20 protein-coding genes, 3 tRNA genes and 1 rRNA gene are annotated in these 21,478 nt (G+C 68.4%); 13 read left to right on the plus strand and 11 right to left on the minus strand.

Annotated elements, in window-relative coordinates; genetic code table 11:
• Positions 1-54: 54 nt before the first annotated feature.
• Genes IEY69_RS14160 through IEY69_RS14170 form a run of 3 tightly spaced genes read right to left on the minus strand, consistent with a single transcriptional unit; the run spans position 55 to position 3,442 of the window.
• Positions 55-504 carry a response regulator gene (locus tag IEY69_RS14160; RefSeq protein WP_189073799.1) on the minus strand — a complete coding sequence of 150 codons (450 nt, stop codon included), beginning with the start codon at positions 502-504 and terminating at the stop codon, positions 55-57.
• Positions 501-2,774, minus strand: a complete 2,274-nt coding sequence (locus IEY69_RS14165; RefSeq protein ID WP_229783975.1) for a PAS domain-containing sensor histidine kinase — start codon at positions 2,772-2,774, stop codon at positions 501-503. The genes IEY69_RS14160 and IEY69_RS14165 overlap by 4 nt, the downstream gene beginning before the upstream one ends.
• A gap of 2 nt (positions 2,775-2,776) precedes the next feature.
• Positions 2,777-3,442: a response regulator transcription factor gene (locus IEY69_RS14170; RefSeq protein WP_174367630.1), complete on the minus strand. Its 666-nt coding sequence runs from the start codon at positions 3,440-3,442 to the stop codon at positions 2,777-2,779.
• Positions 3,443-3,697: 255 nt separating this feature from the next.
• Here IEY69_RS14170 and IEY69_RS14175 point away from each other — a divergent pair, with 255 nt between their 5' ends.
• The 5 genes from IEY69_RS14175 (at position 3,698) to lon (ending at position 11,764) form a co-directional block, all read left to right on the plus strand.
• The gene (locus IEY69_RS14175; RefSeq protein ID WP_189073800.1) at positions 3,698-5,371 is read left to right on the plus strand and encodes a ribonuclease J; all 1,674 of its coding nucleotides are present in this window, start codon (positions 3,698-3,700) and stop codon (positions 5,369-5,371) included.
• A gap of 43 nt (positions 5,372-5,414) precedes the next feature.
• The gene (locus IEY69_RS14180; RefSeq protein ID WP_189073801.1) at positions 5,415-7,295 is read left to right on the plus strand and encodes a hypothetical protein; all 1,881 of its coding nucleotides are present in this window, start codon (positions 5,415-5,417) and stop codon (positions 7,293-7,295) included.
• A 78-nt stretch (positions 7,296-7,373) separates the two neighbouring features.
• Positions 7,374-7,985, plus strand: coding sequence for an ATP-dependent Clp protease proteolytic subunit (clpP, locus tag IEY69_RS14185; protein WP_308425464.1), 612 nt, complete (start codon positions 7,374-7,376; stop codon positions 7,983-7,985).
• The gene (clpX, locus tag IEY69_RS14190; RefSeq protein ID WP_189073803.1) at positions 7,982-9,190 is read left to right on the plus strand and encodes an ATP-dependent Clp protease ATP-binding subunit ClpX; all 1,209 of its coding nucleotides are present in this window, start codon (positions 7,982-7,984) and stop codon (positions 9,188-9,190) included. Before clpP ends, clpX begins: the two co-directional genes overlap by 4 nt.
• A gap of 138 nt (positions 9,191-9,328) precedes the next feature.
• Entirely contained in the window at positions 9,329-11,764 is a 2,436-nt protein-coding gene (gene lon / locus IEY69_RS14195; RefSeq protein WP_189073804.1) for an endopeptidase La, read from the plus strand.
• Positions 11,765-11,841: 77 nt separating this feature from the next.
• Here the strand turns inward: lon and IEY69_RS14200 are convergent, their stop codons facing one another.
• Complete coding sequence (locus IEY69_RS14200) at positions 11,842-12,219, minus strand: cell division protein FtsB (RefSeq protein ID WP_229783976.1); 378 nt, start codon at positions 12,217-12,219, stop codon at positions 11,842-11,844.
• 91 nt (positions 12,220-12,310) lie between these two features.
• Here IEY69_RS14200 and IEY69_RS14205 point away from each other — a divergent pair, with 91 nt between their 5' ends.
• The 3 genes from IEY69_RS14205 (at position 12,311) to IEY69_RS14215 (ending at position 14,108) form a co-directional block, all read left to right on the plus strand.
• A complete protein-coding gene (locus IEY69_RS14205) occupies positions 12,311-12,751 on the plus strand; it encodes an acyl-CoA thioesterase (RefSeq protein ID WP_189073806.1) in 441 nt (146 codons plus the stop codon).
• Entirely contained in the window at positions 12,751-13,071 is a 321-nt protein-coding gene (locus IEY69_RS14210) for a hypothetical protein (RefSeq protein ID WP_189073807.1), read from the plus strand. Before IEY69_RS14205 ends, IEY69_RS14210 begins: the two co-directional genes overlap by 1 nt.
• Before the next feature lie 131 nt (positions 13,072-13,202).
• Positions 13,203-14,108, plus strand: coding sequence for an ROK family protein (locus IEY69_RS14215; protein WP_189073808.1), 906 nt, complete (start codon positions 13,203-13,205; stop codon positions 14,106-14,108).
• Positions 14,109-14,163: 55 nt separating this feature from the next.
• Here IEY69_RS14215 and IEY69_RS14220 read toward each other — a convergent pair whose 3' ends face one another.
• The 6 genes from IEY69_RS14220 to mqnP all read right to left on the minus strand — a co-directional run bounded on the left by IEY69_RS14220 (position 14,164) and on the right by mqnP (position 19,270).
• On the minus strand, positions 14,164-15,822 hold the full coding sequence (locus tag IEY69_RS14220) for a sensor histidine kinase (RefSeq protein ID WP_229783977.1): 1,659 nt from the start codon (positions 15,820-15,822) through the stop codon (positions 14,164-14,166).
• Positions 15,823-15,898: 76 nt separating this feature from the next.
• Positions 15,899-16,576: a response regulator transcription factor gene (locus IEY69_RS14225; protein ID WP_010887388.1), complete on the minus strand. Its 678-nt coding sequence runs from the start codon at positions 16,574-16,576 to the stop codon at positions 15,899-15,901.
• A gap of 45 nt (positions 16,577-16,621) precedes the next feature.
• On the minus strand, positions 16,622-17,212 hold the full coding sequence (locus tag IEY69_RS14230) for an adenylate/guanylate cyclase domain-containing protein (RefSeq protein WP_189073809.1): 591 nt from the start codon (positions 17,210-17,212) through the stop codon (positions 16,622-16,624).
• A 235-nt stretch (positions 17,213-17,447) separates the two neighbouring features.
• Positions 17,448-17,909, minus strand: a complete 462-nt coding sequence (locus IEY69_RS14235; RefSeq protein ID WP_229783978.1) for a hypothetical protein — start codon at positions 17,907-17,909, stop codon at positions 17,448-17,450.
• 156 nt (positions 17,910-18,065) lie between these two features.
• Positions 18,066-18,407, minus strand: a complete 342-nt coding sequence (locus IEY69_RS14240) for a hypothetical protein (RefSeq protein ID WP_229783979.1) — start codon at positions 18,405-18,407, stop codon at positions 18,066-18,068.
• Positions 18,389-19,270, minus strand: coding sequence for a menaquinone biosynthesis prenyltransferase MqnP (gene mqnP / locus IEY69_RS14245; protein WP_189073810.1), 882 nt, complete (start codon positions 19,268-19,270; stop codon positions 18,389-18,391). The genes IEY69_RS14240 and mqnP overlap by 19 nt, the downstream gene beginning before the upstream one ends.
• A 101-nt stretch (positions 19,271-19,371) precedes the next feature.
• On the opposite strand from mqnP, the gene IEY69_RS14250 reads away from it, so the two are divergent.
• The 5 genes from IEY69_RS14250 to IEY69_RS14270 all read left to right on the plus strand — a co-directional run bounded on the left by IEY69_RS14250 (position 19,372) and on the right by IEY69_RS14270 (position 21,322).
• A tRNA-Pro gene (locus IEY69_RS14250) sits at positions 19,372-19,448 on the plus strand.
• A 24-nt stretch (positions 19,449-19,472) separates the two neighbouring features.
• A tRNA-Gly gene (locus tag IEY69_RS14255) sits at positions 19,473-19,546 on the plus strand.
• A 33-nt stretch (positions 19,547-19,579) separates the two neighbouring features.
• Positions 19,580-19,656: transfer RNA gene (locus tag IEY69_RS14260), tRNA-Arg, on the plus strand.
• Positions 19,657-19,786: 130 nt separating this feature from the next.
• Positions 19,787-20,095 carry a hypothetical protein gene (locus IEY69_RS14265; RefSeq protein WP_189073811.1) on the plus strand — a complete coding sequence of 103 codons (309 nt, stop codon included), beginning with the start codon at positions 19,787-19,789 and terminating at the stop codon, positions 20,093-20,095.
• Between the two features lie 117 nt (positions 20,096-20,212).
• On the plus strand, positions 20,213-21,322 hold the full coding sequence (locus tag IEY69_RS14270; protein WP_189073812.1) for a nitric oxide synthase oxygenase: 1,110 nt from the start codon (positions 20,213-20,215) through the stop codon (positions 21,320-21,322).
• Between the two features lie 99 nt (positions 21,323-21,421).
• Here the strand turns inward: IEY69_RS14270 and IEY69_RS14275 are convergent.
• Positions 21,422-21,478, minus strand: a 16S ribosomal RNA gene (locus IEY69_RS14275); the annotation flags it as partial.

The raw sequence follows: 21,478 nt of genomic DNA on the forward strand, positions 1-21,478 counted from the left end.
GAACAGCCCCCGGCCAGGGAGGATCCGGGGGCTGAGGAGGAGGGGGGTCGCGGGTCAGGCGCGCGGGGGGAAGCGCACGAAGGTCATCCAGAACGACTCGAAGGCGCGCATGGCGCCCAGGAAGTTCTCGAAACCCACGGGTTTGACCACGTACCCGCTGGCGTGCCGCTCGTAGGAGGCGCGCACGTCGTCCTCGGCCTGGCTGGTGGTCAGCATCACGACGGGAATGCTGCGCAGGTCAGGGTCGGCCTTCACCTCGGTCAGGACTTCCAGGCCGGTCTTGCGGGGCATGTTGATGTCCATCAGGATCACGTCCGGGCGGGGGGCTGCGGCGTGTTCTCCCTCGCGGCGCAGGAACCGCAGCGCCTCGACCCCATCCCGCGCGACGTGCATGCGGTTGGGCACCTGGGCGTCCTCGAAGGCTTCCAGGGTGAGCAGCACGTCGGGTTCGTTGTCCTCGACGAGCAGGATCTCGATGGGTTCGGTGGTGGGGTCGTGGGTCATGGGGTGGGGGGTGCAGGCAGCGTCAGGTGGAAGGTGCTGCCCTGGTCGGGAGCAGAGTCAATCCAGATGTGGCCGCCGTGATGCTCCGCGATTTTACGGCAGATGGCGAGGCCCATACCGTTACCGGCGTAGGTTTCCCGGCGGTGAAGTCGCTGGAAGATCTCGAAGATCCGCGCGTGGTACTCCGGCGCGATGCCGATCCCGTTGTCGCGGACCTGCACGTGAATCAGGTCGCCCTCGCGCCGGGACGTGACGTGCACGCGCGCCACCTCCCCCGAGCGGTGGAATTTCAGGCCGTTGCTGACGAGGTTCGTCAGCAGCTGGGTCAGCAGGGACTCCTGCCCGAACACCTGATCGGGGGTGTCCCAGGTGAGCGCGCTGCCGTCGGTGTCCAGGGTCCCCTGCACGTTCTGCTGCACGGTTCCCATCACCTCGTTCAGCGTGACCGGAACGAACGAGGCGTCCGTGCGTTTGAGCCGCGCGAAGCTCAGCAGGTCCTGAATCAGGCTGCGCATGCGGTCCACGGCGTCCTGCATGAAGTGCAGGTACTGGTCGGCGCGCGGGTCCAGCTGCCCCTGGTACCGGCGGGCCAGCAACTCCGCGTAGCTGCCGACCGTGCGCAGCGGTTCCTGCAGGTCGTGACTGGCGACGTACGCGAACTGCTCGAGGTCCTGGTTGCTGCGTTCGAGGTCCTCGATCAGGTCCTGCAGCTGCTCCTGCGCCCGGACCCGTTCGGTGATGTCCTGCACCATGACGACCGCGCCGCTCAGCTGCCCGCGCTCATCGTGGGTGGGCGTGACCACGTACGCGACCGGCACGGCGTGCCCCTGAGCGTGCCACATCACGTCCCGGTCCACGCGGCGGGTCTGCCCGTCCCGCAGCGTCTGGTGGATCGGGCAGTCGGCCAGCGCGTAGGGCGTGCCGTCCTCGTGGTGGTGGTGGACCAGCGCGTGCTGGGCCTGACCGATCATCCGCTCGATGCTGTAGCCCAGCATGCGCGCCGCAGCCGGATTCGCGAAGGTGGTGATGCCGCGCGCGTCCAGCCCGAAGATGCCCTCTCCGGCCGCCGTGAGCAGCAGGGTGCTGAAGCGCGTGACCCGCGCGAGGTCCTCGGTGCGCTGCTGCACCCGCGCCTCCAGTTCGGCGTTCAGGGCCCTGAGGGCCTGCTCGGCCTCGCGGATGGCGGTCAGGTCGGTGTGGGTGCCCACCCATTCCAGCAGCGCGCCGGTGTCGTCCGTGACGGGCACCGCCCGCACCTGCATGGGCACGAAGGTGCCGTCGGCGCGGCGCAGGCGGTGCTCGGTGTCGTACACGCCCCGGCGGCGCACGGCGTCCCGCCACGCCTCGATGGTGTGCGCGCGGTCGTCGGGGTGAATGGCGTCCAGCCAGCCCACGCCCCGGTACTCGTCGGGGCTCTGGCCGGTGAAGTCCTGCCATTCGGGCTGCGGCGGCTGGAAGTCCCCGTCGGGCCAGGCGTCCCAGACGATCTGGCTGGTGGCGCGTACCAGCGAGCGGTAGCGGCGCTCGCGCAGGCTCAGTTCGGTCTGCATGGCCTGCTTCTCGGTCACGTCCGCGAACACGGTCGTGACCTGCTTGGGCTGGGTCGCGCCCGGCGCGCGGCGCGGAATGGCCGTCACCTGCAGCCAGCGCCACGCCTGATCGTGCGGGTGGTACACGCCCATGGGCACCTCGCGCTGCACCTGCAGGGTCTGCAGCGCCTGCACGCTGGGGTGCTGCTCGCCGGGAAAGGGCTGACCGCCCGGGTGAATGGCGCGCCACTCGGGGTCCATGGAGTCCCGCCCGGTCAGCTGCTCGCGGGTCAGGCCCAGGATCTGCCCGGCGGCAGCGTTGGCCAGCAGGATGCGGGTGTCCGGGGCCTGCACGGTCATGCCCAGGCCCAGGCCGTCCATGAGTTCCAGCGCGACCTCCAGCGGGTCGCGGGACACGTGCAGGTGCAGCAGCGCCCCGCCCGCCGCGGGAGCCACGGTCAGCAGGCCGGGCGCGATGGTGTCGACCAGCTGCACCGTCACCTGCTGCGTCACGCCGGTCAGGGCGGCCTGCACGGCCTCGCGGATGGGCGGCACGCTGGACGGGTCGAACAGCGCCATCCAGTCGCCGTCCGCGGAGTGCTGCCGCACCCGTTCCTGCGCGGCGCGGTTCAGGGTGACGTCACCGGCGCGCATCAGGGCGACCGGGTCGGGCAGCGCGGCGAGCAGCGCGGCAGCGTCCACGTCGTGGAAGGCCACGCTGCCCGCGTCAGGGGGGGTCACGGTCAGCCGCGCAGGGCGTACCCGACGCCTCGCACGGTGCGCAGCAGGCCGTAGCCGTCCAGGTCACGCAGCTTGGCGCGCAGGTTGGCCATGTGCACGTCCACGACGTTGCTGCCCTCGGGCAGGCGACCCTGCCAGATGTCCTGGCCGATCTCCTGGCGGGAGTACACGCGGCCCGGCTGGCGGATCAGCAGCGCCAGGATGTCGAACTCCTTGGGCGACAGGCGCAGTTCGTCGCCCTTGAAGGTCACGAGGCGCTTCTGCGGGTCGAGGGTCAGGTCGCCCATGGTGAGGCTCTCGGTGGTGCGCTGGCGCAGCTGCACCTTCACGCGCGCGAGCAGTTCGTCCGGGTGGAAGGGCTTGATCAGGTAATCGTCGGCGCCCAGGCCCAGCAGGCGCACCTTCTCGTCGACGGTGTCGCGGGCGGTCAGCACGATGATCGGCACGCTGCTGTTCTTGCGCAGGCGCTGCACGACGTCCCCGCCGTCAAAGTCCGGCAGGCCCAGGTCCAGCAGGATCAGGGTGGGTTGTTCCTCGCGCGCCTTGATCAGGCCGTTCATGGCGGAGTCGGCGTGGTCGACTTCGAAGCCGGCGTCGGTGAGGTCCATGCGCAGGACGTTGGCGATGTCCAGGTCGTCCTCGATGATGAGAATGCGTTGCGGGGTCACGTCCGTATGATACTGCCGCTCCCGGCGTGATCTTCATGATGTTTTCTTGATCAAAAGCCCTTGCACATCCAGAAACCGCGTCGGTCGGCGTGCCGGAGTGCGGCGGACCGGGCGCGGTGTGGTACGTTGAACGCACTTCGCTCCTTCCGGCTGCCCCAGGCGGCCCCGACGGGCGACACAACCCACCCACTCAGGCCGCATTTCCTGGCCCCGCCTTCTCTCACACCCTGCTGCGCGCAGGTCACCGGAGTCCCCATGAGCAACCCCAGCAAGGCCCCCCGCCCCGAGGGCGCGGCCCCACACCTCGAAGTCATCCCGCTCGGCGGCATGGGCGAGATCGGCAAGAACATCACCGCGTACCGTTTCGAGGACGAGATCATGGTCGTCGACGCGGGCCTGGCGTTCCCCGAAAGCCACCAGATGGGCATCGACCTGATCATCCCCCGCATCGACTACCTGCAGCAGAACGCCGGGCTGATCAAGGGCTGGATCCTCACCCACGGGCACGAGGACCACATCGGCGGACTGCCGTACATCCTGCCCCGCCTGCCGCGCGTGCCGGTGTACGGCGCGGGCCTGACCCTGGGCCTCGTGCGCGAGAAACTCAGCGAGTTCGGCATCAAGGACGGCGACGTGGACCTGCGCGAGGTCGGCCTGAGCGACAAGGTGAAGATCGGCACGCACTTCCAGGTGGAGTTCTTCCGCATGACGCACTCCATTCCCGACAACGCCGGGTACCTGCTCACCACGCCCGCCGGGACCGTCCTGCACACCGGGGACTTCAAGCTCGACGAGGAACCCAGCGACGGCAAGCTCAGCGACCTGGCCCGCATCGAGCAGGCCGGGAAGGACGGCGTGCTGCTGCTCCTGAGCGACTCCACGAACGCCGAACGTCAGGGCCGCACGTCCAGCGAGGCCGACGTGGCCCGCAACCTCGAGACGCTGATCAGCGGACTGAAGGGCCGCGTGTTCCTGACGACCTTCGCGTCGAACGTGCACCGCGTGCAGAACGTCATCAACATCGCCCACCGCCAGCGCCGCCGCGTGATCATGGAAGGCCGCAGCATGATCAAGTACGCGCAGGTCGCGCAGCAGCTGGGCTACATGGAACTGCCCGAACCGTTCCTGACCAACGACGAGGTCGGCGGCCTGCAGGACCAGCAGGTGCTGTACGTCTGCACCGGCAGCCAGGGCCAGCCCATGAGCGTCCTGTCGCGCCTCGCGTTCGGGAACCACGCCAAGATCGCCCTGCGACGCGGCGACAGCGTCATCCTGAGCAGCAACCCCATCCCCGGCAACGAGGAAGCCGTGAACCTCGTCATCAACCGCCTGTACGAGATCGGCGTGGACGTCTACTACCCCCCGAACTACCGCGTGCACGCCTCCGGGCACGGCAGCCAGGAGGAACTCGCGACCATCCTGAACCTCGCGCGGCCCAAGTACTTCCTGCCGTGGCACGGCGAACCCCGCCACCAGATCAACCACGCGCGCCTCGCACAGACCCTGCCCCGCCCGCCCAAACGCACCCTGATCGCCCGCAACGGCGACGTCGTGCGCGTCAGCCAGGACGACTTCAAGGTCACGGGCACCGTGCCCGCCGGGGCCGTGTACGTGGACGGCCTGGGCGTCGGGGACATCGGCGACGACGTGCTGCTCGACCGCGTGAACATGAGCCAGGAAGGCATCCTGATCATGACGGCCGTCCTGCACCCCACCCCGCACGTCGAGATCGTCTCGCGCGGCTTCGTGCGCGCCAACCGCGAACTCGACGGTCAGATCCGCAAGGTCGCCCTGGAGGCCATCGAACAGGGCCTGCGCGAGAAGAAACGCCTGGAGGACGTCCGCGACGACATGTACGGCGCCGTGCGGCGCTTCGTGCGCAAGGTCACGGGCCGCAACCCCGTCCTGATCCCCCTGATCGTCGACTGAACGCCCAGTCACCTCATGACCCGCACCCTGTAGGATGCGGGTCATGTTCACACCCCCGGAACGCAAGGCGCCGCGCGGTCAGCCGCACCAGCAGCCGGCACCGACGCCAGCGGCACCCGCGCCCACCAGCCGCCCCATCCTGGACATCGCACGGAAACTGCGGGGTGCGGGCGCAGCCGCCAAGACCGGCCGACCCCCTGAGCTGGAAGGCCCGCAGCAGCGCCACTGGCGCGTGACGATCCTGTCCGGGCACGGGCAGAGCATGGGCACGCACCAGAGTGCCGACTTTCAGGCGGCCGTGTGGCGTGGGCAGATGGACCCGAACCGTCAGACCGAATGCCACTGGGTGCTGAAACGCGACTCGAAAGAAGGGTTCACCACCGTGCAGCGGGGCGCCGGGCAGCAGTACCAGGTGAGTGGGCTCGCGCCGGGCCTGTACGTTCTGGAATGCTCGCTGGTGCAAAAAGATGCGCCGCGCGCCTTCCAGGCCAGCGCGGACGCCGTGGCTGTGAGCACACGACCCCGCCTGGCGGGCTCGCTTCAGCTGCGTTTCCCACCAACCGGAGCCAGGAGACCAGGGGCATCGGACCATCAGCAGGAGGCCCATCCGTCGAATCCTTTCGTGGGTGGGCCGTGGCACCGCGACGAACCCGGCCTGCGGGGGGATGACGGCGAGCTCAAGGGGAGCGCCGAGCAGGCCGCGCAGGACAGCGTGCCGGTGGGGCCGGAAGGAGAGACGGTCGTGGCGCGCGACGAGTACCAGTTCAGGGTGTCGCGTCCGGAGGACTACACGCGCGCCGTTCTCGACCGGCACAGGGAGGAACTGCCGCTGGGGTCGCTGGAAGAGGAACTGCAACTCATCCCGGAGCAGAATGCGGATAATGCAGCGTCGATCAATCCAGACAAGTCGCCCGTTACAGCCAAGTCGGACCGCCTGAGAGACAGGGTCAATCTCCCCAACATCTTGCCTGGTATGGGTGCCACAGACAGCAGCAGTGACCGGGACGTCACGCGGGTGCATGCGGTGCTCAGCCAGAACGACGGCATAGACGTGCACCTGCGCCTGTTCATGGCGACCATCCGGCGCGGCAACGAGCGGTTCATCCGCCTCGTGGAACTGCCGCTCATGAACACCCCGGACGATGCGAACCGCATCCGCTCATACGACGGTGACGTCATCAGGAAGCCAGGTGACGAGTTCGGGTCGTTCATGACCGCCATCCAGGCGTACGCGGAGAAGTCCCCGCATGGGCACGGCGCGCTGCGGTTCGAGGTCGAGGGGCGCGCGGACCTGGCGGGGACGCTTCTGAAAGGACCGTCCGAACTTGCTCTGGCGGCAGAGAACATCGATCAGCTGGCCGAAATCACGAAGTTGCTGGCCATGATTCCACCGATCTCCACGCCGATGGGCGTGGCGACTGCCCTGCTGTCGGCCGGGTCGGCCAGTCTGAAGGCCGCCGATCAGTACAACCGCGGCGAGGACAACACGGAGGCCGCGGCGGACGCAGTCGTGAGCCTGCTGGAATTCGGCGGGGGGCTGTCTCCCAAAGGCACCGGCCAGGAGGTGTGGAAGGCATCCAAGCGGGTGTTTGAGGCGGCAAGGAACGCCACCCGGGTCGCGCAGGCCGTCCAGAATCACCAGGAGGTCGATCCGGACGACGCGCTGAAGGTGCTGAAGGACGCGCTGGCGTTCGGTCGGGTGGTCGCGCCGGAAACGTTCGCACCCAGTCACTACGCGATCGGGACGCGCCGCGTGATCGTGCGCCTCAGTCAGGCGTACCGGCTGGGAGAGAAGATGGTCGAGTACGTGAATCTCCCTGAGGATTTCTCGCAGAAATTCACGGAGCTGGCGTCGACCGGCGGCCTGTCGGACGCCGAGCGTCTGGCGCGCCTCACCCAGCTGATGAAGAGTGCCCTGGAATAGCGCGCGGCCGGCAGGGTCAGGGCACGTCTGCGCGGAAGTCGGGGTTGGCCTACGTTCGTTGTGCCAGCCCGTGCGATAATCGCCCTCATGAGCGTGATTCCCTACGTGATCGAACAGACCGGGCGCGGCGAGCGGATGTACGACATCTACTCCCGTCTGCTCAAGGACCGGATTATTTTCGTGGGCACGCCGATCGAGTCGCAGATGGCGAACACCATCGTGGCTCAGCTGCTGCTGCTGGACAGCCAGAACCCTGAGCAGGAGATCCAGATGTACATCAACTGCCCGGGCGGTGAGGTGTACGCGGGCCTGGCGATCTACGACACCATGCGGTACATCAAGGCGCCCGTGTCGACGATCTGCGTGGGGATCGCGATGAGCATGGGCAGCGTGCTCTTGATGGCCGGGGACAAGGGCAAGCGCATGGCGCTGCCGAACAGCCGGATCATGATTCACCAGGGGTCGGCGGGCTTCCGCGGGAACACCCCGGACCTGGAGGTGCAGGCCAAGGAGGTGCTGCACCTGCGCGACAAGCTGGTGAGCATCTACCACGAGCACACCAGCCTGCCGCACGACAAGCTGATGCGGGACATGGAACGCGACTACTTCATGTCGCCGGACGAGGCGATGAAGTACGGCCTGATCGACAGCGTGGTGGACCGCACGCGGGCGCAGGAGGGAAGCGTATGACGAAGGGAGGGGACCGCTGCTCGTTCTGCGGGCGGCAGCATCCGCAGATCGCGCAGCTGATCGAGGCGCCGGGCCGCGCGGCGTTCATCTGCAACGAGTGCACCGAGCGCGCGCATGAGCTGGTCAAGCAGAACCGCAGCAAGGGCGGCGCGGACTTCAGCCTGGACGAGCTGCCCACCCCGCGCGAGATCAAGGCGTACCTCGACGAGTTCGTGATCGGTCAGGACGAGGCGAAGAAGGCCCTGGCGGTGGCGGTCGTGAGTCACTACCAGCGGCTGGCGCATCCGGACGTGAACCTGCAGAAGAGCAACATCCTGCTGATCGGGCCGACCGGGACCGGGAAGACGCTGCTGGCGTCCAGCCTCGCGGAGATGCTGGAGGTGCCCTTCGCCATTGCGGACGCGACCACGCTGACGGAGGCCGGGTACGTGGGCGACGACGTGGAGAACGTCATCGTGCGCCTGCTGCAGGCCGCCGAGTACGACGTGGCGGCCGCCGAGCGCGGGATCATCTACATCGACGAGATCGACAAGATCGCCCGCAAGTCGGAAGGCACCAGCATCACGCGGGACGTGTCCGGCGAGGGCGTGCAGCAGGCGCTGCTGAAGATCATCGAGGGCACGGTCGCGCAGGTGCCGCCGCAGGGGGGCCGCAAGCACCCGCAGCAGGAGCTGGTGCAGGTGAACACGAAGAACATCCTGTTCATCGTGGGCGGCGCGTTCGACGGGATCGCGGACATCGGCCGCAGCCGCACGAACGTGCGCGCGGTGGGTTTCGGTGCGGAGCACAAGGGTGACGAGAAGGAGGAGCTGCGGTTCCTGCCGGAGGATCTCGTGAAGTTCGGGTTGATCCCGGAGTTCGTGGGGCGCCTGCCGCTGGTGGTGCAATTGCAGGATCTGGACGAGGAGGCGCTGGTGCGCATCCTGACCGAGCCGCAGGGCGCGATCGCGTCGCAGTACCAGGCGCTGTTCGGCTTCCAGGACGTGGACCTGAGCTTCACGGAGGAGGCGCTGCGTGAGGTGGCGCGCCGCGCGCGGGAGCGCAAGACCGGGGCGCGTGGGCTGCGGGCGGTGCTGGAGAAGGCCATGACGGACCTGCTGTTCGAGCTGCCGGTGGAGGGCCTGAAGGAGCTGCGCTTCGATGCGGAGCACATTGACGCCCCGATGGGCCTGCTTGAGTCGAAGGGACTCAAGAAGTCTGCCTGAGCAAAGCAACAGAGCTTACAGCGCGCCCCCGCGTGGGTCCCTACACTTCGGGGACACCGTGCGGGGGTGTCTGTCTCACGACCCTCCGCGATACACTCAAGTATTCACGCGCCCAGCGCGCGGCCGTAAGGAGTAAGCATGATCTGGGAACTTCCCGTCGTCGCACTGAGAAATATCGTGATCCTGCCCGGCGTCACCATGAACGTCGACGTGGGCCGCCCCAAGAGCAAACGCGCCATTGACGAGGCGCAGGCCAGCGACCGCCGCGTCCTGCTGCTCACCCAGCGCGACGCCCGCACCGACGACCCCACCCGCGCCGAACTGCACGAGATGGGTGTCCTGGCTGTCATCAAGCAGGTCGTGCGCATGCCCGACAACACCTACCAGGTGCTGATCGAGGCGCAGGAACGCGCCGCCGTGCTCGACGAGGTGCCCAGCGCCTACATGCGCGTGCGCGCCGAGACCCGCCCCACCCCCGCCGACGACAGCCGCGAGGTGCAGGTCCTGATCAGCGAGATCAAGTCCGCCTTCGAGGAGTACCAGCGGCAGAACAAGAACCTGCGCCTGGACAACTACCAGCTCGAGGGCATCAAGGCCCTGACCGACGGGGGCGCGCTGGCCGATCAGGTCGCGCACCACGCCACGTGGACGCCCGAGGAGAAGCAGGAGATCCTCGCGGCCGTGGGGCTGCGCGAGCGTCTGGAAGCGACCCTGAAGTTCCTGGGGCGTGACACCGAACGCTTCAACATGGACAAGAAGATCGCGGGGCGCGTCAAGGAGCAGATGGACGCCAACCAGCGCGAGTACTACCTGCGCGAGCAGATGAAAGCCATCGGCAAGGAACTCGGCGGCGGCGAGGACGGCCCGGCCGAGATTGAGGCGCTGCGCGAGAAGATCGAACAGGCGGGGATGCCCGACAGCGTCAAGGAGAAGGCCCTCAAGGAACTCCAGCGCCTCGAGCGCACGCCCGGCGGCAGCCCTGAGAGCACCGTCGTGCGTAACTACATTGACTGGCTGGTGGACGTGCCGTGGAGTAAGCGTGACGAGGAGATCCTCGATATCGCCCGCACCCGCGAGATCCTCGACGCGGACCACTACGCGCTGGGCGACGTCAAGGACCGCATCCTGGAATTCCTGGCCGTGCGTCAGCTGACGCACAAGCCCGGCGAGACCGAGGAGGCCCGCAAAGAGCGCACCGCCGAGGAACGCACCGACGACGCCGAGCTGCGCGCCCCGATCCTGGTGCTCGCCGGCCCTCCCGGCGTCGGCAAGACCAGCCTGGGCAAGAGCATCGCCCGCAGCCTGAACCGCAAGTTCGTGCGCATGGCGCTGGGCGGCGTGCGCGACGAGGCCGAGATCCGCGGCCACCGCCGCACGTACATCGGCTCGATGCCCGGGCGGATCATCCAGGCGATGAAGAACGCGGGTGTCACGAACCCCGTGATCCTGCTGGACGAGATCGACAAGATGAGCAGCGACTGGCGCGGCGACCCCAGCAGCGCCATGCTGGAGGTGCTGGACCCCGAGCAGAACCACACCTTCCAGGACCACTACCTAGAAGTGCCGTACGACCTGTCGCAGGTCATGTTCATCACGACCGCCAACAGCCTCCAGACCATTCCCCGGCCGCTGCTGGACCGCATGGAGATCATCAACATCCCCGGCTACACCCAGGTCGAGAAGGTCGAGATTGCCAGGCGCTACCGCGTGCCCCGGCAGGTCAAGGCGCACGGTCTGACGGGCCGCCTGGAAATCACGGACGCCGCGCTGAACCGCATCGTCGAGGAGTACACCGCCGAGAGCGGCGTGCGGAACCTCGACCGTCAGGTGAGCAAGCTGGCCCGCAAGGCCGCCCGTGAACTGCTCGAAAGTGCCTGGGACGGTGTGAAGGTCATCGACGCGGCGCAGGTGCCCGACTACCTGGGCGTGCCGCTGCACCGCCCGGACAAGATGGAAAAAGAGCCTCAGGTGGGCGTCGCGCAGGGCCTCGCCTGGACCAGCGTGGGCGGCACCATGCTGCTCGTGGAGGCCCTGGCCACGCCCGGCAGCGGCAAGATCGTCATGACCGGGTCGCTGGGCGACGTGATGAAGGAGAGCGTCGGCGCCGCCATCGCGTACCTGCGCGCCCACGCGGCCGAGTACGGCGCGGACCCCGAGTTCCACAAGACCATGGACCTGCACGTGCACTTCCCGGACGGCGCCACGCCCAAGGACGGGCCCAGCGCGGGCATCACGATCGCCACTGCTGTGATCAGCGCGATCACGGGGCGCCCGGTGCGGATGGACGTCGCCATGACCGGCGAGATCAGCCTGCGCGGCCGCGTGCTGCCCATCGGCGGCGTGAAGGAGAAGCTGCTGGCCGCGCACCAGGGCGGCATCCGCGAGGTCATCGTGCCCAAGGACAACGAGCCGAACCTCCAGGACGTGCCTGACAGCATCCGCGGTGAGTTGCGGATCCACGCCTTCGAGCGGGTGGGGCAGGTGCTGGACCTGCTGCTGCTGCCCAAACCGCAGGGCGACCAGGGCAACATCCCGGTGCCGGTCAGCAAGAGTGCGGCCCAGCCCGGCGCCTGATCACACCAGACGGAAGGCGGTGCGGGGACTGAACCCCCGCACCGCTTTCCGTCTGGCCCTGGGTGGGCGGGGCTGGCCTACGGTACCCGCAGGATCTTGCAGATCTCGGTGGGGCCGTCCTGCGGGGACGCGCTGCGCGCCACGATCTTCTTCTCGGTGACGCCCACGAACCCCTCGCAGCGGGCCAGTTCCCGCAGGTGCTCGGGCGTCTGCGCGGCGGCCACAGCGTCCTGTAGTTCCTCAATGTCGCGCTCAAGGTCCCGGATGCGCGCCTGGGCGGCCTCGGTGTCGCGGGTCCAGGTGGTCGTGCGGTACAGGCTGTGGCCCACCTGAAAGGTGAGCTGCACGATACCCAGGGCCAGCAGGGCGCTGGCGAGCATCATGCTCAGCGGCAGGCGTTGCAGGCGCCGCCACCAGTCGCGCCGGGGCGGTGGTGGGGGGGGCAGGTCGGTCACGACGCGCAGCATAGCGTCCGCGTATGACGGGCGCGTGGGACATCGGCCCGGTCGGGACGGCGCAGGCCCGCACAGGACTACACTGGGCCGCATGAATCAGACCTCTTCCGCCCCGTCCGCCTCGCGCCTGCCGGCGCTGAACTGGGAGGACGCCAGCCGCAGCGTCATCCAGCTGCGCTACGGCGACCTGGACGCCATGGGGCACGTGAACAACGCCCGCTACGCGGAATTCCTGGAGGTGGGCCGCATGGAACTGTCCCGCGAGGTGGGCGGTCAGGCCGACGACCGCTCGGTGCTGGCGCGCCTGGAGATCGATTACGTGCGCGACATCCGGCAGGGGCAGGAGGTAGCGGTGGACACGCTGGTAGAGCGGGTGGGCCGCACCAGCTGGACCAGCGTGGCGCTCATCCGGGCCGATGGCGTGCCGTGCGCCTTCGCGCGGTCGGTGCAGGTGCGGGTGGACGCCGCCGGCCGACCGGCGGCGCTGCCGGATGATTTCGCGGCGCGCGTGGCGCACCGGAGCGTGCGCTGATGGCCACGTTCGAGGACCGCGTGCTGTACCAGGGGGACCCGTGGGTGCGCGTGGACACCCTGCCGCGCCTGCTGGCCGAGGGGTGGCGGCGCACGCTGTCCGAGGGCGGGGTGGTGAGCGTGGTGCGCACGCCGTTCCAGTGGTCGATGGGCAGCCCGGTCATCGAGATCGAGACGGGCGGGTACATGGGCGACGTGGGCCTGTACGTGCCGGAGGTGCAGCTGCCCGAGGCGCTGGCCCTGCTGGGCCTGGAGGACGACGATGCGCCAGAGGCCACCCGTGCAGAGGAGGCTGGGCGCGGTGAGGGTCAGGCGGGGTAAATTGCGGGCACAGAGTGTCCTTCGGCCCGGGCCCGGTCGGCGGGCGGCAGGGTCCCGCGCGGCCCTGGACACGCTGGCCACCGGGCACGTCTTCCCCTTCCCTGCCCTTTTTCCCCCTTTTCGGAGTTCCCATGACCAACCTCCCGACTGAACCCCTGAGCATCGGCATCGACGTGGGCGGCACCAAGATCGCCAGCGGCGTCCTGCGCGGCGACGAACTGCATGACGCGCACGTGATCCCCACCCCCGACACCGGCTGGGAGAGCGTGCTCGACGCCATCGCGGGCGAGGTGCGCCGCCTGCAGGACCGCCACCCGGACGCCCGCCTGATCGGCGTGGGTATTCCCGGCCCCCTGAACGCGGACCGCACCCGCGTGAAGTTCGCGCCGAACATCTACGGCTTTACCGACGTGCCCATGGTGGACGGCCTGCGGGACCGCCTGGGGCAGCGCGTGGTGCTGGAGAACGACGCCAAGGCCGCCGCGCTGGCCGAGGCGCACCTGGGCGCGGCGCGCGGCGCCGAGAGCAGCATCTACGTGACGGTCAGCACCGGCATCGGCAGCGGCATCGTCCTGAACGGCCGCATCTGGCGCGGCCGGCACGGCATCGCCGGGGAGATCGGGCACATCACGGCCCTGCCGGGCGGCCCGGTCAGCGGCGCGGGCCTGGACGGCGCGCTGGAGGCCGTCGCGAGCGGCACCGCCATCGCCCGGGACGCCAGCTTCGCCCTGAACCGCGACGTGAGCACCGCCGAGGCCTTCCAGCTGGCGCAGCAGGGTCACCCGGCCGCGCGGCGCGTGGTGGGACAGGCGCTGCGGTACATCGGCATCGCGCTGGCGGACCTGCAGAAGACCATCGACCCGGAGGTCTTCGTGATCGGCGGCGGTGTGGCCAGCGTCGGGGATTACTTCTTCCATGGCGTGCAAGCCGCCGCGGACGAGTACGCGCAGGGCTTCGCGCCTGTCACGATCCGCCGCGCGCAGCTCGCCGGGAACGCGGGCGTGATCGGCGCGGCCCTCGCCGCCCGGCACGGGTAACGCCACAGGGCAGGGCCGCCGGACTGCGTGTAGCCGGCGGCCCTGCCCTCTTGGTTCACGGCACGTCGTCCAGGTCGAGTTCCGGGACGTTCCCGATAGGGAGCTGGACGTGCGCGGTGGTGCCCTGCCCGACCTCGCTGTCCAGCCAGATGCGGCCGCCGTGCGCGTCGACGATGCCGCGCGCGATGCTCAGGCCCAGTCCTGCACCACCCTGGTCGCGACTGCGGCTGTCCTCCAGGCGGTAGAAGCGGTCGAACAGCCGCTCCAGCTGATCGGCGGGAATGCCGGGGCCGTCGTCCTGCACGCTCAGGCGGACGTCGTCACCGACGCGTTCGCTGCGCAGCGTGACGGTCTGCGCCCCGGCCTTCAGGGCGTTGCTGACGAGGTTGATGAGGACCTGCTTCAGGCGGTCGGCGTCCGCCTCAAAGGTCACATCCTCGCCCGCGCTGGTCAGGGCAGTGTGCTGCGCCTGCGCCAGCGGGGCAAGTTCCCGCACGATGTCCGACAGGAAGAGAGCGGCAAAGATCGGGCCGCGTTGCAGGACCAGCGCTCCACTGTCCGAGCGGGCCAGCTGCAGCAGGCTGGCGATCAGGTTGGTCAGGCGTTCGGATTCGCTCTGGATGATCTTCAGGCTCTCCTGCTGCTGCCCGGTCGGACTGGTGCGGCGCAGCAGGTAACTGGCGTGCCCGCTGATCGCCGTGACGGGCGTGCGCAGCTCGTGGCTGGCGTCACTCGTGAAGCGGCGCTGCGCCTCGAAGCTGCCCTCCAGGCGGCCCAGCATGGCGTTCAGGGCGGTCGCCAGGGACTCGACCTCGTCCCCGGTCTGCGGGACTGGCACGCGCTCGGTGAGGTTCTGCCCGCCGATGCGCTCGGCGGCCCGCTGGACGCGCCTGAGGGGCAGCAGCGCCTGCCCGGCCAGCAGGTACGCGCCGGTCCCGGCGGTGGCCAGCCCGGTCAGGAACAGCAGCATCACGACGTTCTGCAGGTCGTCCAGGGTCTTCTGCACGGTCCCGAGGCTTCGGGCCACGTACACGATCCCCAGGGGCGGTTCGCTCTCGAAACTGGTCAGGCTGGTTTTGACGGCGGGTTCACTGTTGGTCAGGGGACCCAGGACCACCAGCAGGCGCATCAGGGTGGGTTCGCGGTTGGGGGCGTCGGCAATCAGGCGGTTGAGGTGGAGGCGGCCGTCGGTGGCGTTGATCAGCGCTTCCAGTTCCCGGTCGGTCAGGGTGATGGGCCGCTGGATGTCCACGGCCAGGGAGCGGCGGGAGTTGGTCTGCAGACCGGACAGGTAGGTGAACAGGTCCCGTTTCGCCTCGGGAGTCCGGGCGGCCTTCAGACTGTCGATCAGGCCCTGACGGCTGAAGAACGAGAGTTCCTCGACCGCCACGCTGGAGTTCGGGAAGTAGTAGCGGGCGAGCAGCTTGGCCTGCCCTATCTGCCCGACGGCACTGCTCTGCAGGCGCGGCTGCCTGGCCTGCAACTGCTGGGCCTTGAGCTGCTGCTGATCGGTGGGCAGGCGCGAGCTCTCATCGGCCGATCCGATCGGACGGATCAGGTACGTGACGAACTGCTTGTAGGTGTTCTGGAGTTCCGTGTCGGTCCCGTCAATCAGGTTCACCCGCATCATGTACAGGGTGATGACCCCCACTCCGGTCAGCAGGAACGCCAGCAGCGCCGTGTAGAACAGCGTCAGGCGCCAGCGCAGCGTCACGCGGGGCTCCGGAGGGGCAGGCAGATCATACGCGGCAGTCTAGTAGGCCCGCCCATGAGAGGAGCGGCCCGGGCGGTCACTCCTCGCGCAGCACGTAGCCGACGCCGCGCACGGTGTGGATCAGGCGGCGTTCCCCACCCTCCTCCAGTTTGCGGCGCAGGTAGCCGATGTACACGTCCACGACGTTGCTGCCGCCGGTGTACTCGGGCCAGACCTTCTCCTCGATCTCGAAGCGGGAGAAGACCTTGCCAGGGTTGCGGGCCAGCAGTTCGAGCAGTTCGAATTCCTTGGCGGAGAGTTCCACGCGGCGCCCCCCACGGAAGATCTCGCGGCCGTCGAGGTTCATGACCAGATCGGCGACGCGGACCTCGCCGGTCACGGCCGGGTTCACGCGGCGCAGGTGGGCCCGGACGCGGGCGAGCAGCTCCTCGATGGAGAACGGTTTGATGAGGTAGTCGTCCGCCCCGCTGTCCAGGCCCTCGACCTTGTCCTGGATGCCGTCCTTGGCAGTCAGGATGATGATCGGGGTGTTGCTGGTCTTGCGGATGCGGCGGGCGACTTCCAGGCCGTCGAGGACCGGGAGCATCAGATCGAGGATGACGAGGTCGGGGTTGACTTCACGGAATTTGGAGAGGCCGGTCACTCCGTCGAAGGCGACCTCGGTGGCGTAGCCTTCAGCGGCGAGTTCCAGTTCGATGAACCGAGCGATGTCTTTCTCATCCTCGATGACTAAGACCAGGGGCTTGCGTTCCATGCCCGCAGTCTATGGACCGTTCTCATGAGAAGGCGACCTGGGCGCTTAATCAACTTTCATGCGCGCGCCCGGCGCGGCGCTGACCAGCAGGCGGTGGGCACGGCACCCTTCACCAAATCCACGCAGATCCAGCGGTGGGCACAGGTCCGCTGCCAGATGGGGCGCCAGGACCCGCATCTCATCGCAGACGAGGGTCTCTCCACCCTGAGCGGCGTCACACAGGCGGCGAGCATAATTGACGGGAAGCCCGTAGGCACTCATCTGGCCGCCGACCAGGCCCATCAGGACCTCCCCGCCCGCCACGCCAGCCCGCAGGCGCAGGGTCTCCCCGAGCTGAGCGGCCAGGGTGAGGCGCGCGGCTCGCCCGTGTGCTTCCTGCGCAGCGGCACAGGCCTGCGCGGCCTGCGCGGCGGGCCACCACGCCAGGACGGCGTCACCCTGATGCTGCAGCACCTGCCCGCCCCGCGCTTCTAGGGTCAGGATCATGACCTGAACGAACTCGGCCATCAGCGCGGTGTAGTTGCCCAGTGGAAGCTGCCGCGCCAGACGGGTGCTGCCGACCAGGTCCACCAGGACCATGCAGGCCGGGGTGGCTTGTTCCTGGGGACCGGGGAGGGGCAGCAGCGAGTCGTTCATGGGATCTGACCCATGATGAATGACCGTGAAGAGAAAAGGAAGCTTTTTTCATTTTAACGTTAAAGTGACTGCCTGTTACAAAAATCAAAAAGCGTCACTGCTTCAGGAACATCCTGTCATCCAGGGAGAATCGGATGGAACCACCGGGGTCGCTCGCGGACCTCGCCGACATTCCTCGAGACCCACCGCAGAAGTCCCCCATTTCTGAACCCTATAGGCGGAAGGAGCCGCAGCGTCAGGCCACCACGAAGCCATGCAGGGGCGGAGCCGTCCGGAAGGACACCCAGTCTCCAGGCTTCACCACCGGCAGCGGACTGAAGGCACCCAGTACCAGCGGCAGACGCGCCCGCACCACCACCACCTGCCGGGACACCGCCAGCACCTCACCCCGGCCCTCGACGCCCGACACGCCGACCACCTGGACCTGTTCTCCGCCACTGAAGTCTGCGGGCAGCCGCTGCAACGCACCCTCCTCCAGCACCCCGTGGACCACCAGTCGCGCCGGTCCCGGCTGGGCCGCGTACGGACCGCTGCGGTCGAACAGGTACAGCACCCGCCCGGCCACGCCGAACTCCAGCAGCGGACTGCCCTCACGCACCGGGTACAGCGTCCCCTGAGCGGCGAACTCCGCGAACCTCGCCGCGAACTCCCGCTCCGAGGTCTCCAGGGACATGCCCGCCCGCACCGCTTCCGTCATGCGCGCCAGTCTAGAACATCCGCCATAAAGATGGGTTCTTCATGGCCGAGCGAAGCGAGTGAATTTTACTGATCAGGACGGACTGGAACAGCTGCAAAGCAGAGAATGGAGGCATCGGAAGTCTGTTGGTGCGATGCCGTGATTCGGAGAACTGCTCTAGCGTTCACGCGCGCCCGACGCGGCCCGCGCCTCCAGCACCTCCAGATCGGGCCGGGTCACGCCCGCCGCGTCCAGCAGCGCGTCCGAGCGCTCCAGCGCGAAGGTCCCCTCCACCTCGCGCTGCACGTGAATCAGGCTCAGGCCGTGCAGGCGCTCCAGCCGCGCCCACGCCACACTCCCGACCGGCTGGGCGTCCCGCGCGCGGGCCAGCAGCACCGCCGCCCAGCGCTCGTCCCCGTCCGCGAAGGCCCGCGCGGCGTCCAGCGGTACCCAGTCGAGGTCAGCCGCGCCGGGGTCAGCGCCGCTCAGGCCAGCGCCACTCAAGTCAGGGTCCGCCACGTCACGTCCACCACCACGCCCAGCAGCATCGTCAGCGCCAGCCACATGTTCGCGTCGAAGAACGCCACGTTCACACGCGCCAGATCATCCGGGTTCACGATCCGGTGCTCGAACAGCAGGATGCCGCCCATCACCAGCGCCGCGAGGTAATACCAGACGCTCGCCCCCGTCACCACACCCACCAGCAGCAGCAACGCGAACGTCAGCGCGTGACTGACGGCCGCGATGCGCAGCGCGCGGGGAATCCCGAACCGCGCGGGAATGCTCTTGATGCCGTTCGCCACGTCGAAATCCCGGTCCATCGTCGCGTAGATCACGTCAAGGCCGATCATCCAGAAGATCACCACCGCCCACAGCACCCACGCGCCCGGTGCGAACTCGCCCGTCACCGCGATCCACCCTCCGGCAGCCGCCGCGCCGTCCGTCACGCCCAGCCACGCGTGGCACAGCCACGTGAAGCGCTTCGTGTACGGGTAGCCGATCAGGAACACCACCGCCAGCGGCAGCAGCGCCAGGCACAGCGGGTTCAACTGCGCCGCCGCCACCACCAGCACCACCAGACTGACCACCACCAGCGCCCACGCCTGCACCGGGCTGACCTTCCCGCTCGGCACCTCCCGACCCGCCGTGCGCGGATTGCGCGCGTCGATGAACCGGTCGATCACGCGGTTCGCACCCATCGCCGCCGTGCGCGCCGCCGCCATCGCCACCGTCACCCACACCAGCACGTGCCAGCCCGGCCAGCCCGTCCCGTTGACCTGCATGCTCGCCAGCAGCATGCCTGCGTACGCGAACGGCAGGGCGAACACCGTGTGCTCGAACTTCACCAGATCCAGGAACGTCTTCACGCGCACGCCACTCATCAGTCACGCAGCATACGCCCCCCATGCACACAACACCCATCACACCCGCGCAATCTCTGCTATAGTTCACGACGCGCGTTCGACGGGAGAGCACACGGTCACGAGGCGTAGCGCAGGCCGGTAGCGCACTTGGTTTGGGACCAAGGGGTCGCAGGTTCGAATCCTGTCGCCTCGACCACCCCCCGACGACACGACGCACCAAGCGGGATTGGTGTAGTGGTAGCACAGCAGCCTTCCAAGCTTCTGGCCTCGGTTCGAATCCGTGATCCCGCTCCAGGAAGGCTCCCCCACCCGGGAGCCCTTTTTCATGCGCCCTTAGCTCAGCTGGATAGAGCAACCGCCTTCTAAGCGGTCGGTCGTAGGTTCGAGTCCTACAGGGCGCGCCAAGAGGCACCCTCCCCCATCACCGGGCGGAGGGTGCGCTTCATGAGGGACAACCACATGCGCAGGCGTCTCGCAAGTGCACATGTGGCAACAGGGGCTTTCTGACGCTGATATGTGTAAGACATGAAGAAAATGACCCTTCTGCTTCTCGGTGTGGCCTCCCTGACCCTGGCCTCCTGCGCCCCCAAGTACACGGCCGCAACGGCCAAACCCGTCAGCGAGCTGAGCTGTGCGGAGATCAAGGACGAGCAGGTCAAGCTGGCGAGCATCCGCGCCGACGCCGAGAGCAAGAAGGGCGTCAGCAAGGAAAACGTCCTGTGGGCCCTGTTCTTCTGGCCCGGCGCCGTCGTCAACGAGATGGACAACCGCGACGTGATCGCCAAAGTGGACGCCCGCGACGCCGATCTGATCAAGGCGGCCAGCGCCAAGGGCTGCAAGTAACCACAACCAGGACTGCATGCCCCCTCCCCCACTGCCGGGCGGAGGGGGTGTTCATTTGGTCTTGACGTTGCGGGGGTGGGACATTCCGCGTGCCCGGTGGGGGCAGCATGGGCGTCTATGCCCGCGCCGCGCCCCCACCCTGCCCTGCCTGCGCGGACGCGGGAGGCACTGGAATTCCTGGCGCTGTACCACCACGAGACGGGCCTGCCGGGCCTGCGGGACAGGCAGGCGGAGGTGTACCGCACGGGCGGCGTGACGCTGAGCGCGGCGGAACTGACGCACGGAGCGCGGGTGGCGTGGCGCAACAGTACGCGCTGCGTGGGCCGCCTGCCCTGGATGACGCTGGACGTGCGTGACCTGCGGCACGTGACGAGCCCGGAGGAGGTGTTCACGCACCTGCTGGCCCACCTGCGCGAGGGGTTCAACGGTGGGCGCATCCGGCCGACCATGAGTGTGTTCGGTCCGGACGTGCGGGTGCACAACGATCAGCTGATCCGCTACGCCGGGTACCGCCAGCCGGACGGCTCCGTGATCGGCGATCCGCAGAACGTGGCGCTGACCGATCACCTGCGCCGCCTGGGCTGGGCGGGCGGGCCGGGCACCCCCTTCGACGTGCTGCCCCTGGCCATCGAGGGCGAGGGGCGCGTGGCGCTATTCGATCTTCCGGCGGACGCCGTGCAGGAGGTCATGATCACGCACCCGACCTGCCCGGAGGTCGGGGCGCTGGGCCTGAGATGGCACGCGCTGCCGGTCATCAGCAACATGACGCTGGAGGTGGCGGGGCAGTCGTTCCCGTGTGCGCCGTTCAACGGGTGGTACCTGCAGACGGAGATCGCCGCGCGGAATCTGGTGGACCGGGACCGCTACGACGCTCTGCCTGCCGTGGCGGCCGCGCTGGGCCTGGACACCACGTCGCGGCGGTCGCTGTGGCAGGACCGGGCGCTTCTGGAACTGAACGTGGCGGTGCTGCATTCCTTCGACCGGGCGGGCGTGCGGATCGCGGATCATCACGGCGTGACGGCGCAGTTCGTGCATTTCGAGGAGCAGGAACGCCGCGCGGGCCGCCAGGTGCGGGGGCGCTGGTCCTGGCTGATTCCGCCGATGTCTCCCGCGACGACGCCCGTGTGGCACCGCTCGTACCACGATGAGGAGGAACGCCCGAATTTCACGGTGCAGACCCCCGCGTGGCGGGAGGCGCGGCCCGGCGTGTGCCCTTTCCATTCCTGAACGGGTTCATCCAAGCGCGCGGGCAAAACGAAGAAGCGCCCCGAACCGAAGCTCGGGGCGCTGTTTAGACGCATCTGGTGTGATGTACGTGACCTGTAGAAAGGAGGTGATCCAACCGCACCTTCCGGTACAGTTACCTTGTTACGACTTCACCCC

The organism is Deinococcus sedimenti (assembly GCF_014648135.1).
GTDB classification, from domain to species: Bacteria; Deinococcota; Deinococci; order Deinococcales; family Deinococcaceae; genus Deinococcus; species Deinococcus sedimenti.